The organism is Amycolatopsis sp. A1MSW2902 (assembly GCF_017312175.1).
Lineage (GTDB): Bacteria > Actinomycetota > Actinomycetes > Mycobacteriales > Pseudonocardiaceae > Amycolatopsis > Amycolatopsis nivea.
Genome location: NZ_QJPO01000001.1, coordinates 7,361,519 through 7,375,087, shown reverse-complemented (window position 1 = coordinate 7,375,087; position 13,569 = coordinate 7,361,519). Strand labels below are relative to the sequence as shown.

13 protein-coding genes are annotated in these 13,569 nt (G+C 70.6%); 8 read left to right on the top strand and 5 right to left on the bottom strand.

Annotation, left to right across the window (positions count from 1 at the left end; translation table 11 throughout):
- Positions 1-13: 13 nt before the first annotated feature.
- Genes DMP23_RS34325 through DMP23_RS34315 form a run of 3 tightly spaced genes read left to right on the top strand, consistent with a single transcriptional unit; the run spans position 14 to position 3,020 of the window.
- Positions 14-1,234 (top strand): AI-2E family transporter, encoded by a 1,221-nt coding sequence (locus DMP23_RS34325; protein ID WP_337823549.1) that lies wholly within the window; start codon positions 14-16, stop codon positions 1,232-1,234.
- Positions 1,231-2,367, top strand: coding sequence for a MacS family sensor histidine kinase (macS, locus tag DMP23_RS34320; protein WP_337823548.1), 1,137 nt, complete (start codon positions 1,231-1,233; stop codon positions 2,365-2,367). The genes DMP23_RS34325 and macS overlap by 4 nt, the downstream gene beginning before the upstream one ends.
- Entirely contained in the window at positions 2,364-3,020 is a 657-nt protein-coding gene (locus DMP23_RS34315; protein WP_037809091.1) for a response regulator, read from the top strand. The genes macS and DMP23_RS34315 overlap by 4 nt, the downstream gene beginning before the upstream one ends.
- A 2-nt stretch (positions 3,021-3,022) precedes the next feature.
- Here the strand turns inward: DMP23_RS34315 and DMP23_RS34310 are convergent, their stop codons facing one another.
- Positions 3,023-4,072, bottom strand: a complete 1,050-nt coding sequence (locus DMP23_RS34310; RefSeq protein ID WP_337823547.1) for a hypothetical protein — start codon at positions 4,070-4,072, stop codon at positions 3,023-3,025.
- Between the two features lie 72 nt (positions 4,073-4,144).
- On the opposite strand from DMP23_RS34310, the gene DMP23_RS34305 reads away from it, so the two are divergent.
- Positions 4,145-4,807 (top strand): DUF1707 SHOCT-like domain-containing protein, encoded by a 663-nt coding sequence (locus DMP23_RS34305; protein ID WP_037809093.1) that lies wholly within the window; start codon positions 4,145-4,147, stop codon positions 4,805-4,807.
- Between the two features lie 59 nt (positions 4,808-4,866).
- Here DMP23_RS34305 and ptsP read toward each other — a convergent pair whose 3' ends face one another.
- Genes ptsP through DMP23_RS34290 form a run of 3 tightly spaced genes read right to left on the bottom strand, consistent with a single transcriptional unit; the run spans position 4,867 to position 8,165 of the window.
- Positions 4,867-6,540 (bottom strand): phosphoenolpyruvate--protein phosphotransferase, encoded by a 1,674-nt coding sequence (gene ptsP, locus DMP23_RS34300; RefSeq protein ID WP_275292671.1) that lies wholly within the window; start codon positions 6,538-6,540, stop codon positions 4,867-4,869.
- The gene (locus DMP23_RS34295; RefSeq protein WP_037809094.1) at positions 6,533-7,264 is read right to left on the bottom strand and encodes a hypothetical protein; all 732 of its coding nucleotides are present in this window, start codon (positions 7,262-7,264) and stop codon (positions 6,533-6,535) included. The genes ptsP and DMP23_RS34295 overlap by 8 nt, the downstream gene beginning before the upstream one ends.
- 28 nt (positions 7,265-7,292) lie before the next feature.
- The gene (locus DMP23_RS34290) at positions 7,293-8,165 is read right to left on the bottom strand and encodes a ribokinase (RefSeq protein WP_134664175.1); all 873 of its coding nucleotides are present in this window, start codon (positions 8,163-8,165) and stop codon (positions 7,293-7,295) included.
- Between the two features lie 342 nt (positions 8,166-8,507).
- Here DMP23_RS34290 and DMP23_RS34285 point away from each other — a divergent pair, with 342 nt between their 5' ends.
- Positions 8,508-9,245 carry a TetR/AcrR family transcriptional regulator gene (locus tag DMP23_RS34285; protein WP_037809097.1) on the top strand — a complete coding sequence of 246 codons (738 nt, stop codon included), beginning with the start codon at positions 8,508-8,510 and terminating at the stop codon, positions 9,243-9,245.
- On the opposite strand, the gene DMP23_RS34280 is transcribed toward DMP23_RS34285, so the two are convergent.
- Complete coding sequence (locus DMP23_RS34280; RefSeq protein ID WP_337823546.1) at positions 9,242-9,979, bottom strand: 3-oxoacyl-ACP reductase family protein; 738 nt, start codon at positions 9,977-9,979, stop codon at positions 9,242-9,244. The genes DMP23_RS34285 and DMP23_RS34280 overlap by 4 nt on opposite strands.
- 215 nt (positions 9,980-10,194) lie before the next feature.
- Here DMP23_RS34280 and DMP23_RS34275 point away from each other — a divergent pair, with 215 nt between their 5' ends.
- The 3 genes from DMP23_RS34275 (at position 10,195) to DMP23_RS34265 (ending at position 13,562) form a co-directional block, all read left to right on the top strand.
- On the top strand, positions 10,195-11,553 hold the full coding sequence (locus tag DMP23_RS34275) for an MFS transporter (RefSeq protein ID WP_337823545.1): 1,359 nt from the start codon (positions 10,195-10,197) through the stop codon (positions 11,551-11,553).
- A gap of 73 nt (positions 11,554-11,626) precedes the next feature.
- Positions 11,627-12,253 (top strand): TetR/AcrR family transcriptional regulator, encoded by a 627-nt coding sequence (locus DMP23_RS34270; RefSeq protein WP_051728655.1) that lies wholly within the window; start codon positions 11,627-11,629, stop codon positions 12,251-12,253.
- 115 nt (positions 12,254-12,368) lie between these two features.
- The gene (locus DMP23_RS34265; protein ID WP_337823544.1) at positions 12,369-13,562 is read left to right on the top strand and encodes a cytochrome P450; all 1,194 of its coding nucleotides are present in this window, start codon (positions 12,369-12,371) and stop codon (positions 13,560-13,562) included.
- The last annotated feature ends 7 nt before the right edge of the window (positions 13,563-13,569 follow it).

Below are 13,569 nucleotides of genomic sequence, written 5' to 3'. Positions count from 1 at the left end.
TACGGTTGACCCCGTGAGCCAGCCAGGGCGCGGACAACGCGAACAACCGTCCCTTTCCGAACCAGTCGCCGACGTCACCGGCTTCATCCCGCGCGGACTGCGCGTATCCGCCGCCCTGTCGTGGCGGTTCATCGTGGTCATCGCCGCCCTGTACGCCGTGGTGTGGCTGCTGGGCTACCTCGCCTCGGTCGTGGTGCCGGTGTCGATCGCGCTGCTGCTTTCGGCGCTGCTCGCCCCCGCGGTGTCGCGGCTCGTGCAGATCCGCTTCCCGCGCGGACTGGCCACGGCGATCGTGCTCGTGGCCGGGCTCGCGGTGCTCGGCGGGCTGCTGACCTTCGTGATCACCCAGTTCTCCAGCGGCCTCCCGGAACTGCAGCAGCAACTGACCACGAGCCTCAACCAGATCAAGGACTGGCTCATCAACGGTCCGCTGCACCTGCGCCAGGAGCAGATCCAGGACTTCATCAACCAGGCCATCGGCTTCCTGCAGAACAACCAGGCCTCGATCACCACCACCGCGCTGACCACCGCGGGCACCGTCGGCGAGATCCTCACCGGCTTCGTGCTGACGCTCTTCGTCACGATCTTCTTCCTGGCCGGCGGCGACGGCATCTGGTCGTTCCTGGTGCGCGGCGTGCCCACCCGGGTGCGCAATCGCGTGGACGTGGCGGGACGGCGCGGCTTCGCGTCGCTGGTCAGCTACATCCGCGCGACCGCCGCGGTGGCCGTGGTCGACGCGGTCGGCATCGGCATCGGGCTGTGGATCGTCGGCGTGCCGCTGGTGATCCCGCTGGCGACGCTGGTGTTCCTCGGCGCGTTCATCCCGATCATCGGTGCGTTGATCACCGGCGGCGTCGCGGTGCTGATCGCGCTCGTGTCGAAGGGCGTCATCGGCGCGGTGGTCGTGCTGGCCATCGTGGTCGGCGTGATGCAGCTGGAAAGCCATGTGCTGCAGCCGTTGCTGCTCGGCCGCGCGGTGCGGCTGCACCCGCTCGCGGTGGTGCTGGCGATCGCCACCGGTCTGGTCGCCGCCGGGATCGCGGGCGCGCTGCTCGCGGTGCCGCTGCTGGCCGTGCTCAACGCCGGGGTCCGGTCGCTGCTGCACGAACACGATCCGGATCCGGCGACCGTCGACGCGCTGCACAGCCAAGCCGCCAACCCGAACGACGATCCGGAAGAGGGCGCGGACAACAAGGACGCCGGCTCCGAAAAAAACACCGAAGACGAGAAGTGACTGTTCGACCTTCCCGAGATCCGGCGGCACCGCTGTGGCGCGGTGTCGTGGTGCTGCGCGTCGTCACGTGGTTGTTCGCGCTGGCAGTGGCGATCGCGCACCACAACGGCTTCCAGCGGCCGTGGCTGGGATGGGTCGTCATCGGAGTGATGGCCGTGTGGTCGGTCGTGTCGAGTCTGGCGTACGTGCGCGAGAACGGACGGCACCGCTGGCTGGTGATCTTCGACCTCGTCCTCACCACAGCGCTCCTGCTCACGTCGCCGTGGATCCTCTCGGAGGCGCAGTTCGACAACGCGACCACGCCGCTGATCACCACGGTCTGGGCGGCAGTAGCACCGATCGCGGTGGCAACGCGTTTCGGCGCGCGCTGTGGCGTATCGGCGGGCCTCGTCGTGGCAGTAAGCACTGGTGTCGCGCGCGCGAACGTCGACATCGACGTCATCCGTGACGGAGTGCTGTTGTGCGCGAGCGGTCTCCTTGTCGGCATGGCGGCGACGCTCGCGCGTAGCTCCGCCGAAGCGCTCGCGCGCGCACTTCGCACCGAAGCAGCGACAGCCGAGCGCGAACGGCTCGCACGCTCAATTCACGACAGCGTGCTCCAGGTACTCGCGCGCGTACGGCGTCGCGGTCTCGAAGCAGGCGGTGAAGCAGCGGAGCTGGCGAGGCTCGCGGGCGAGCAGGAGGTCGCGTTGCGCGCGTTGGTGAGCACCGAGCCGACGCGGTCCGGCGACACCGTGGACCTCCGTTCGGCGTTGCAACTGCTGTCGACCACGTCGGTGCAGGTCTCGACGCCGGCCGGAACCGTGGACCTGCCCGCGCACGTCACCGAGGAACTCGTCGCGATCACCCGCGAAGCACTGGCCAATGTGGAGAAACACGCTGGTCCGGACGCGCACGCCTGGGTCCTGCTCGAAGACCTCGGCGACGAGGTCGTGGTGAGCGTCCGCGACGACGGCCCGGGGATCGCGGGCGGCAGGCTCGAACAGGCGGCGGCCGAGGGCAGGCTCGGGGTGGTGAAGTCGATTCGCGGCCGGGTGGACGACCTCGGCGGGACCGCGGTGCTGGACAGCGCTCCCGGCCGCGGCACGGAGTGGGAAGTGCGGGTGCCAACCACGATGAGGGACGGGCGATGACGGAACGGACGATCTCCGTGATGGTGGTCGACGACCACCCGATGTGGCGCGACGGCGTGGCCCGCGACCTCAGCGAGAACGGGTTCGAGGTGGCCGCGACCGCGCCGGACGCCCCGGCGGCGATCCGGATCGCGCGCGCGGTGCGGCCGGACGTGGTGCTGATGGACCTGAACCTCGGCGGCACGTCCGGCGTCGAAGCGACCCGCGAGATCACCGCGGCCGCGCCGGACACGCGGGTCCTGGTGCTCTCGGCCAGCGGCGAACACAACGACGTGCTGGAAGCGGTGAAAGCGGGAGCGTCGGGTTACCTGGTGAAATCGGCGTCCGCGGCGGAACTGGTGGACGCGGTGCGCCGCACGGCCGACGGCGACCCGGTGTTCACCGCCGGGCTGGCCGGACTGGTGCTCGGCGAGTACCGGCGGATGGCCGACGTCCCGGACGGCGCGCCGGAGCCGCCGCGGCTCACCGACCGGGAGACCGACGTGCTCCGGCTGGTCGCGAAGGGACTGACCGCGCGGCAGATCGCGGAACGGCTGGTGCTGTCGCACCGGACGGTGGAAAACCACGTGCAGTCGACGTTGCGGAAGCTCCAGCTGCACAACCGGGTCGAGCTGGCGCGCTACGCGATCGAGCACGGCCTCGACGAGGACTGACCTCAGGAGGTCGCGACCCCGGCGGCCTGCTGCGCCGCGGCGAGTTTCGCCTTCCCCAGCCGCCAGGCCGGCTCGCCCGGATGCCACGCCGCGACCGCCCCGTCGTCGATGACCAGGTCGCCGGCTTCCGTCCAATCCAGACCGGAATGCTTCAGGTTCTCCGTCGAATACGGCATCGACGGAGCCTGCTGCCAGCTGCCGTCGCGCAGGTTCAGCAGCCACAGATCCCGGGTCTGCGTACCGGTTCCGGGGAACGACGGGGTGCCGAAATCGACCGCGGCGACATCGCCGTCCCGGCTCGGCAGGACGTACGGGTTGGGCGCGGGCACCGGCAGGGCCACCGGTTTCCGCGCTCCGCTGCGCAAATCGAGCACGGTCAGGTCGGTCAGCCCGCCGAGGACGAGCCGATCACCGGCGGCGGCGAGAATGCGCGGCGACTGCTGCACGGACCGCCCGGTGGCCGGGTCGATCAGGACGTCGACGGTTTCGGCGGTGCCGCTGCCGACGGTGATCAGCAACCCGTGCGAGGTCTCCACCCGGACGAGCGTGTGGCACGACGCCACGGTGCCCCGGCCGAACGAGGTGCCGGTGAGGGCGACGTGCTCCAACCGGCAAAGATCCGGACCGTCCTCGCGGATCAGCCACACGCTGGTGCCGTCCGCGCCCGGAGCCGCGCTCACCGCCTTGCCGAGCGACCGCGGGGTCGAAAGTCCCAGGTAGACGTACACCTCGGCCGGGTCGCAGGAGGACTGCTGGCAGGTCGGCGCGGTCAGCACGACCGGGGTGTGGCCGACGCGCAGCACGGACACCGTCCGCTGCCCGCCGGGAACGCCGGGCAGGGTTGCGCGCACGCCCGAATCGGCGTCGAACACCGTCGGCGGCGACGTGGCCAGCAGCAACTCCACGCCGATGCCGCCGGTGGCGACGAGCCCGTCGAGGCCGGTCGGCGGAGGGGTGGTCGGAGCGGGCCGCGCCGAACTCACCGGAGCGGGCGCGGGAGCCTCGCTCGTGCAGGAGGTCAGCAGACAGCAGGCCGCGGCAAGGGCGACCATCGCGCGAAGTACGGGTCCGTTCAGGGTTTTTCCCCGATCTGCCAGCGGAAATCGAGTTCTACCATCGATGCCATGGCCGAGGAAGAGACGACCGCCGCGCAGCCCGCGACCGAGACCAAGCCGTTGACCGCGCGCGACATCCGGGTGTCCGACGACGAACGCGAGCACGTCGTGGGCGTGCTGCAGAAAGCCATCGGACAGGGGATGCTCACCCTCGACGAGTTCACCGAACGCACCGACCAGGCGCTCGCGGCCCGCACCCGGGGCGACCTCAACGCGGTCCTCGCCGACCTGCCCGGGCTGGTGCACCCCGGCGCGGCTCCGCAGTACGCGCCGACGCCCGAACCGCCCGGCTACGGGCCGAACTACGGGCTGGGCCAGCGGCTCGAGCTCAACGCCAAGTACTCGTCACTGCAGCGCAGCGGCCCGTGGCAGGTCCCGGCCGCGATGGTGGTGCGCAACAAGTACGGCAGCACCAAACTCGACTTCACCGAGGCCCGCGTCGCCACCCCGGTGGTGCAGATCGAACTCGACTCGAAGTGGGGTTCGGTCGAGCTGATCATCCCGCAGCACGCGGCGGTGGACTACAACTCGATCACCGAGATCAAGTTCGGCTCGCTCGACGACAAGACCGGCAGCAACGGCCGTGCGGGCACCCCGCGCTACGTGCTGACCGGGCGCATCCACGGAGGCTCGCTGGTCATCCGCCACCCTCGGCGGGGCATCTTCGGCTGACCAGCGCCCGGCGCCGGATCCGGTTACCCCATCTCTCACCCGGATCCGGCGTCCCCTGACTAGGAAAGAGCGTCCGCGACGGCCTTGCGCGCCGCGGCCGGATCGGCGGTGGCGAGCGCGGCCGCAGCGATCTCGCGGGCCTTCTCCCTCGACACCGTCGCCAGGCTCGCGCCGACCGCGCGGACCGCCGGTGCGTTCATCGACAGGCTCGTCAGGCCGAGCCCGGCCAGCACCAGCGCGAGCCGCGGGTCGGCCGCCGCCTCGCCGCACACGCCCGCCGGTTTTCCGGTCGCTTCCGCCGCGTCGCCGATCAGCTTCAGCAGGCGCAGCAAACCGGGCTGCCACGGGTCGTTCAGCTTCGCCACCGCGCCGAGCTGGCGGTCGGCGGCGAAGGTGTACTGGGCCAGGTCGTTCGTGCCGACGGACACGAAATCGACCACGCCGAGAATCTCCCGTGCCAGCAGCGCGGCGGCGGGGATCTCGATCATCACGCCCGCGCGCGCGATCCCGGCGGCGCGCACGCGTTCGGCGAACCACGCGGCTTCCTCGACGGTGCCGACCATCGGGGCCATCACCGAAACTTCCGCGCCGGAGTCCTCCGCCGCGCCCGCGATGGCTTCGAGCTGCCGGTCGAGCACCTCCGGCCGGTCGAACGCGATCCGCACGCCGCGCACGCCGAGCGCCGGGTTGGGTTCGTCGTCCGGGGACAGGAACGCGAGCGGTTTGTCCGCGCCCGCGTCCAGCGTGCGCACGATGACCGGCTTGCCGCGGAACGGCGAAAGCACTGCGGCATAAGCTTTTCGCTGCTCTTCGACGGACGGCTCGGCCGGCGCGTCGAGGTAGCAGAATTCGGTGCGGAACAGCCCGACGCCCTCGGCGCCCGCGTCCGCGGCGGCCTGCGCGTCGGCCGGGGAGCCAACGTTGCCGTACACCTTCACCCGGTGCCCGTCGGACAGCTCGCCGACGCCGTTCCACTCGGCCGGCCCAGACGCGGCGGCGGTGACGATCGGCGCGGACGGGTCGACCGCCTCGATCACGCCGGTGTCGCCGTCGACCGACAGCGCCTTGGCGTCGGAAGCCAGCAGCCCGCGCACCGCGACGACCGCCGGAATCCCCAGCGCCCGCGCGAGAATCGCGGTGTGGCTTGTCGGGCCGCCCTCCTCGGTGACCAGCGCGAGCACCTTCGCCGGGTCGAGCCCCGCGGTGTCGGCGGGGGCGAGGTCGCGGGCGACGAGAACGCTCGGCGACGTCAGTTCGGGCACCCCGGGCGGGGCGATGCCGAGCAGTTCGGCGACGAGCCGGTCGCGCACGTCCCGGACGTCACGGACCCGCTCGGCCATGTACCCGCCCGCGGCCGCCAACGCGTCGGCGAATCCTTCGGCGGCCTGGTAGACGGCGCGGGCCGCGGGTAGGTTCCGCGCCGTCACCAGCTGTTGAGCCTGAGACGCAAGCGCCGGGTCGGCAGCCATCGCGGCGGTCGTGACGAGGATCGTCGCGGCCTCGCCGGTCGCGGCCTCGGCCTGCGCTTCCAGCCGCGCGGCGACCGCCTGCGCGGCGGGTTCGATCCGGGCCGCCTCCGCCGCCGGATCGTCCGGCGCGGGCGTGCTGGCGGGTTCCCCGAGCGGCTCGGCGACCCGTACGACGGGTCCGCTCGCGCGTCCGGGGCTCACCGCGACCCCGGTCAGCGAGGAACCGGCAGCGGACTCGGCCGGAGCGGCAGCACTCTCAGACATGGTCTAGACCATAGCTCACGTAAACCGCGATCTCTCGCGGCGCCGCGACTGATTCCCGATTTCGCACCCGTTCGACCACCGGACGCACCTCCTCGTGCCACCACGCGCGGGCCAGTTCCGCGCGATCGCGCAGCACCCGGCCCCGCAAAGTCTGCCGGAAACCCCAGGCCTCCGCCGAGTCCGCGAGCCGGAACCAGTCCGCCGGGTCGTCCAGCCACAGGTCGGTCCGGTCGGCGTCGGCGAGCGGGACCCGCTCCAGGAACATCCGTTCGGCCCGCTTCGACGGCAGGTCCGCCAGCGTCAGGCAGCGCATCGCGAACGCGACCGTGCAGACCGACCGCACCTCCGCGAGCACCGCCTCCGCCCCGCGCGCCCTGGCCAGCGCGATCCGGTGGTGCCCGTCCTCCACGAAGTACATGTCGCCCAGCCGCACGAGCCGCACCGGCGGAAGCTCCCCGACCGCGTCGGCGATCGCGCGCCAACGGTCCCGCAGCGCACGGTTGCGGGGCCGGAACAGCCGGTCGAAATCCTCGGCGCGCGCGAGGGAGCCCACTACGCCGTCGACCGGGACTTTGCGCAGGCCCTCGTAGGTTTCCGCGGTGCGGCCCAGCGCGGCGAGCGTCTCGTCGAGCGGCATCAACGCCAGCGGATCACGCGCTGCCGCGATCCTCCGCAACCGGGTCGCGTACCCCTGCCACCACGCCGAACCGAACGAATCGCCCACGTGACCTGCAACACGGCCCAGACGTGGCTCATTCCAGCTCGGCCGCCGTCGGATACGACGGCTGGGCGCCATGCCGGGTCACGGTCACCGCAGCGACTTTCACTGCCCGATGGGCGGCTTCGACCAGGTCAGCGCCATCGGCGAGAGCCGCCGCCAGGGCACCCGCGAACGCGTCGCCCGCGCCCGTCGTGTCGACCGCTTCCACCTTGGGCGACTCGACGGTTGTCGACTTGTCGCCTTCGAGCACCGCCGCACCCTTGGCCCCGAGCGTGACCACGGCCGCGCGCGGGCCGAGCTCGAGCAGCTTGCGCGGGTCAGCGTCGTCCGAACCGAGCAGGTAGGCGGCCTCGTGCTCGTTGACCAGCAGGACGTCCAGCGCGGCCAGCGTTTCCGGCGACACCTCGGCCGCCGGCGAGAGGTTCAGCAGCACCCGCACGCCGTTTTCCCGCGCCCGCACCACGGCGCGTTCGATCGTCGGCAGCGGCACTTCCAACGAGGCGACGAGCACCCGTACGCCGTCCAGTGCTTCGTCGGTGATGTCGCCGGGCTCCAGCGCGGAGTTCGCGCCGGGGGAGACGAGGATTGAGTTTTCCCCGTCCGGAGTCACGGTGATGTAAGCGATTCCGGTAGGCCGATCGACAGTCCGAACGAATTGCGTATCGACACCCGCATTCGACAACGAATCCCGCAGCAATCGACCGTAGGGGTCGTCGCCGACCGCACCGAGCAACGCGACGTCCGCGCCGAGTTTTCCCGCCGCGACCGCGGTATTCGCGCCTTTGCCGCCGGGGGACAACGCGGTGTCGCCGCCCAGCACCGTCTCGCCGCCGCCGGGACGACGGTCGACCGGGACCACCAAATCGGCATTCGCGGACCCGACTACCAGCACCGCAGCACTCATGCCGCCACTCTGCCATGGCCCTTCCTTTCCGCCGTCGGTGCCCGAAAGTGAAAGCGTTTGTAACTTTCTTGGCGCTCAGTGCGACAATCAGGCGGAACAGCGGCTGTCCGTCACTCGATCGGGGGATCCGTATCCCCCAGGCGTCACTTCTGCGACGGGCTTCGCTCTTCTTCGAGCGTCACCGGACTTGAGCCGATGACGTTGCCCCGACCGGAAGCGCACCGGAGAGGGCATCGGGTCGCCGGCGCCGATCACGTAGCCCCCCGAGTGATCGGCGTCGGCGGCGCCCCGGTTCTCCCGCCAAGTGCCGAAATCGGTGTCCAGACCACCTAGACTGCCCAGATGAGCAGCCCCACACGCAGGGGTCGCGCGCGAGCGGCTACCGAATCCGACATCCGCCGGACCGCGCGGAACCTGCTGGTAGGCCAGGGCCCGGAAGCCGTCACGCTGCGGGCCATCGCCCGGGAGCTGGGGATCACCGCACCGGCTCTCTACCGCTACTACGAATCCCGCGACGACCTGCTGGAAAGCCTCCGCCTCGACGTCTGCACCGACCTCGCCGCCGAAATCGCCGAGGACATCGCGGAACTGCAGGACGAGGGCCTGCTGCAGCTGTTCCAGATCTGCAAGGGGTTCCGCCGCTGGGCGCTGACCCACACCAAGGAATTCACCCTGGTGTTCGCGTCGCCGACCGGGGCCACCGGCACCGCGACCGGCAGCGCGCTGCGCAGGCTCGACGAGCCGTTCGGCAAGATCTTCCTCGCCGCGGCGGGCCACGTGCTCGCCCAGCACGACCTGGTCATGCCGCCGAACGACGTGGTCCCGCCCGAACTCCGCGACGACCTCACCGCGTTCCAGCAGGATCTGCTGACGGTGCTCAAGGAGTCCGGGCGGGAAATCCCGCCGGAGAAGCTGGACCTCGGGCTCACCTACCTGATGATCACCTTCTGGGCGCGGCTCTACGGCCACGTGACCCTCGAGGTGTTCGGCAACTACCCGATCCCGGTGTCCAAACCGGACGTCCTGTTCGAGGCCATGCTCACCGACCTCGCCCGCGACGTCGGCCTCTACCGGGATTAGGCCGCGTGCCCGCCGTCGACCGACAGGGTCGCGGCGGTGATGTAGGCGCTGTCCGGCGAAGCCAGGAAAGCCACCGCGTCAGCGACTTCCGCCGGATTGCCGTACCGGCCGGCCGCGGTCATCGACGCCTGGTCCGCGGCGTACGGGCCGTCGGCCGGGTTCATTTCGGTGTCGGTCGGCCCCGGGTGCACCAGGTTCACCGTCACGCCGTTCGCCGCCAATTCGCGGGCCAGCGCCTTGGTCAGCCCGACCATCGCGGACTTGCTGACCGCGTACAGCACCATCCCCGGCCCGGGCACGCGATCGGTCACGCAGCTGCCGATCGTGATCACCCGGCCGCCTTCGCGCAGGTGCTTGGCCGCCGCCTTGGTCGCGGCCAGCACGCCGCGCACGTTCACCGCGAGCACGCGGTCGACGTCGTCCATCCCGGTCTGCTCCAGCGGACCGACGAAACCAACGCCCGCGTTGTTGACCAGCACGTCCAGCCGCCCGAACTCGGCGACCGCCGCTTCCACCGCGGCTTCGACCGCCACCGCGTCCGCGTTGTCCGCACCGACCGCGAGCGCACGCCTGCCGAGCGCCTTGATCCGGTCGACCACGCTCGCTGCCTGCTCGGCGTTCACCGCGTAGGTGAGCACCACGTCCGCACCGGCCTCGGCGAGCCGCAGTGCCGTCGCCGCGCCGATTCCGCGGCTCCCGCCAGTCACCAGCGCCACTTTGCCGTCGAGGTTCATGTCCGTCCCTTCCGTTTGTTTCGCTTTCAACCATCGAAGCGCCGGCCGGCGGGCGAAGCTGGCGTCTTTCGGTCGTGACGGTTCGGGCCCGCGCCAAGATCGGCACTTCCGGCGACCAGGTCGTTTCATCAATGTCGATAACTTGACGTTAGTGTCACAAACGGCTTACCGTTTCGCTTCCCGAGGCCCCCATCTCAATGACGAGAGAGGCACTGATGACCAGTCGACCAGCCAAGGCCACCCCAGTCAGAATCCGGACGGCGGCGACCGCCGCCTCGATCGGCACCTTCGTCGAGTACTACGACTTCGTCGTCTACACCTACTTCGCTTCGGTTTTCGGTCCGCTGTTCTTCCCGGTGAAGTCCGCGCCCGCGTCGTTGCTGCTGACCTTCGCCGCCTTCGCGACCAGCTACCTGGTACGCCCGCTGGGCGCGATGATCTTCGGCCCCCTCGGCGACCGCTACGGACGTCGTTCGGTGCTTTCCGGCGTGATCCTGCTGATGTCGGCCGCCACCACGCTGATCGGGTTTTTGCCCGCATACGGCCAGATCGGGGTGGCCGCGCCGATCCTGCTGACGGTGATCCGGCTGGTACAGGGGATATCCGTCGGCGGCGAGTTCGGCGGCGCGATCTCCTACGTAGCCGAATTCGCGCCGGCGCGGCGCCGCGGCTTCCTGCTCTCGTGGCTGGGGGTGGCGATCGGGCTCGGGCTGCTGGCCGGCGCGCTGGTCTCGGCCGCGGTCAGCCGTTCCGTTTCGCCGGACGCTCTCGCGAGCTGGGGCTGGCGGGTGCCGTTCCTGCTGGCCCTGCCCCTCGGCCTGGTCGGCGTGTACCTCCGGCTCCGGCTTGCCGACACCCCGGAGTTCGTGGCCGCGGCTCGGGAAGGCGGCGTCGAAAACGCTCCGCTGCGCGCGAGTGTGCGACGCGATTTCCGCGCCATCGCCCTCACCGTCGCGATTCTCGCCGGCCTGACGGTCTTCACCTACCTCTACCTGATCTACCTGCCGACCTATCTGGTTTCGGTGCTGCACTACGGACGATCCGCCGCTCTGCTCGCGAACGTCGTCGGCATCGCGGCGTTCTGCGTCGGCATGCCGCTGTTCGCGGCGCTCAGCGACCGGTTCGGCAGGCGGCCGGTGCTGATCGCGGGCTCGGGTGCGCTGACCGCCTTGTCGTACCCGGGTTTTCTGCTCCTGGGCAGTGGGCGGACCGCCACTCTCGGGTGGACGCTCGCCGTACTGGGGCTGCTGACCGCGGCGACGTTCGCGCCCTGCCTCCCGATCCTGCCGGAACTGTTCGCGGTGGGCACGCGGTACACGAGCATGGGTCTCGGCTGGAACATCTGCGCGGTGCTTTTCGGCGGAGCGGCGCCGCTCGTCGCCACCAGTTTGATCGTCACCACGGGCGATCCGGCCGCACCGGCTTATTACGCGATGCTGGGCGGCGCGCTGAGTTTCGCCGCCGCGCTGGCGATCAAGGAGACAGCGGGAAACCGGCTGGCGCGAGCGGCGAACCAGGCCGTCAAACCGGATTCCCGAGTGCCCGCGGGAAATCCCGCCACCGCCCCGGAATAGCCGGTGGGCCGGGTCCGGCGGCACGCCCGGCCCGGCCCCGCTTGGTACCGTCACCGAAGAAGACGTCGAGCGAATGGCGGCAGAGGTGGCGAAGCGGGCCGAAGAACGCCGCGCGGCAGGCGGTGCCGGTTCGCGCGGCCGCCCAAGGGACCCGGCGATCGAAGCCGCGATCCTCGACGCGACGATCCGGCTGCTCGCTTCGGCCGGGGTCGAGGGCACTTCGGTGGAAAAGGTCGCTTCGGACGCGGGCACTTCCAAGGTGACGGTCTACACGCGGTTCCGCAGCAAATCCGAACTCATCGGCGCCGCGCTCGCCCGCCTGCAGATCGGCGACCTGCCCGCCCCGACCGGCGACCCGGAGAACGACCTGGTCGCCCTCCTCGCCGCGATGCGCAGGCAGTATGCCGAGGTCGGCGGGATGAGCATCATCGGGACCTGCCTGACCGCGGAGGCCCAGTCGGGCGAGTTCCTCGACATCGTCCGCGCCAGCACCCTGCACCCGCGCCGGGCCGCTTTCGCCGGGATCGTGCGGCACGCGATCGAGACCGGGGAATTCCGGCCCGGCACCGACGTCGAACGCACTGTCTCGCTGATCATCGGGGCGTTCTACGCCGACTATCTCGCCGGCGTCGAGATGGGCGAGGACTGGGACCGTTCGGTGGTCAAGGCCGTCCTCGACGGCGCGCGCTCCAGCAGCTGAACCCACGAGTGTCTTGACATCGGGCGACGTCCGGGGCAAAACTATTTACCAGTCCGTTCAGTAAATAAAAGGACGGACCGCGGCAACGAAGCCCGAACTCCCGATGGAGCGTCACATGACCGAACCGTCGAACTCCCGCCACTCGGCCGACTACGACCACCTCGACCGGTCGCTCACCCGAGACCAGGTGTGGGACGCCTACACCGAAATGCGCGAGCGGTGCCCCGTGGCGCACAACTCGCGGCACGGCGGCCACCTGCACGTCCTTCGCTACGAAGAGGTCCGTGCCACCGCGAACCGCGCCGCGGATTTCAGCTCCGCCGACGGCGCGTTCATCCCGCCGAGCGGGCTGCCCCGGCTCGCCCCGATCGACTACGACGGCGACGAGCACCTGGCCTGGCGCGCCGCGATGCAGGCCCCGCTCACCCCGGCCGCCGTCCGTGCCCTCGCCCCGGACCTGGCCGAGGTCGTCGACCGGCACATCGATGCCTTCGCCGGCACCGGAACCGCCGAGTTGTTCTCCGCGCTCGCCGAGCCGATCCCGGCCCACGTCGTCGGCCGGGTCGCCGGTCTTTCCCCCGCCGACTGCGGGGTGCTGCGCGAGGTGGCCATCGCGGCGTTCCAGTCCATCGGCACCCCGTCCTTCGGCCAGCGCAAATCCGCCTTCGACGCGTTCATTCGCGGCCAGCTCGACCAGCGGCGGCGAGAACCCCGCGACGACTACCTGTCGCAGCTCGCGTCCGGGAAGCTCGGCGACCGCGAACTCGGCGACGACGACATCATCGGCGTCCTGATGACCTTGCTGCTCGGCGGCCACCATTCCACCGCCGCGGCGATGGCGGGCCTGCTGCACCACGTGCTGACCGAACCCGGCCTGCGCGAGGTCGTGGCGGAAGGCGGCGCGAAACTGTCCGCACTCGTGGAGGAGAGCTTGCGGCTCACCACTCCGCTGCACATCTTCGCCAGGACAGCGACGAAGGACACCGCCATCGGCGACACCCCGGTCGCGAAGGGGACGCGGCTGTTTCTCAACTACGCCAGCGCGAACCACGATCCGAGGCGGTTCCCGGATCCCGAGGCTTTCCGGCTCGACCGCAAGCCGAACCCGCATGTCGCGTTCGGTTTCGGCGCGCACCTCTGCCTCGGCCGCCACCTCGCGCGGGCCGAGCTGAAAGAAGTCGTGACCCGGTTGTTCGCGCGGCTGCCGGACATCCGGCTCTCCGGCGACATCGCGTATTCGACGCTCCAGGGCGGAAAACTCCTGGAGATCGAGCATCTGCCGGTCGTCTTCACCCCCGAATCAGCCTGAACGGAGC

Bases quoted from the DNA above. Each gene is read 5' to 3' on its own strand.
- DMP23_RS34315 (WP_037809091.1), top strand. From the start codon at position 2,364: ATGACGGAACGGACGATCTCCGTGATGGTGGTCGACGACCACCCGATG.
- DMP23_RS34310 (WP_337823547.1), bottom strand. From the start codon at position 4,072: ATGGTCGCCCTTGCCGCGGCCTGCTGTCTGCTGACCTCCTGCACGAGC.
- DMP23_RS34305 (WP_037809093.1), top strand. From the start codon at position 4,145: ATGGCCGAGGAAGAGACGACCGCCGCGCAGCCCGCGACCGAGACCAAG.
- ptsP (WP_275292671.1), bottom strand. From the start codon at position 6,540: ATGTCTGAGAGTGCTGCCGCTCCGGCCGAGTCCGCTGCCGGTTCCTCG.
- DMP23_RS34290 (WP_134664175.1), bottom strand. From the start codon at position 8,165: ATGAGTGCTGCGGTGCTGGTAGTCGGGTCCGCGAATGCCGATTTGGTG.
- DMP23_RS34285 (WP_037809097.1), top strand. From the start codon at position 8,508: ATGAGCAGCCCCACACGCAGGGGTCGCGCGCGAGCGGCTACCGAATCC.
- DMP23_RS34280 (WP_337823546.1), bottom strand. From the start codon at position 9,979: ATGAACCTCGACGGCAAAGTGGCGCTGGTGACTGGCGGGAGCCGCGGA.
- DMP23_RS34275 (WP_337823545.1), top strand. From the start codon at position 10,195: ATGACCAGTCGACCAGCCAAGGCCACCCCAGTCAGAATCCGGACGGCG.
- DMP23_RS34270 (WP_051728655.1), top strand. From the start codon at position 11,627: ATGGCGGCAGAGGTGGCGAAGCGGGCCGAAGAACGCCGCGCGGCAGGC.
- DMP23_RS34265 (WP_337823544.1), top strand. From the start codon at position 12,369: ATGACCGAACCGTCGAACTCCCGCCACTCGGCCGACTACGACCACCTC.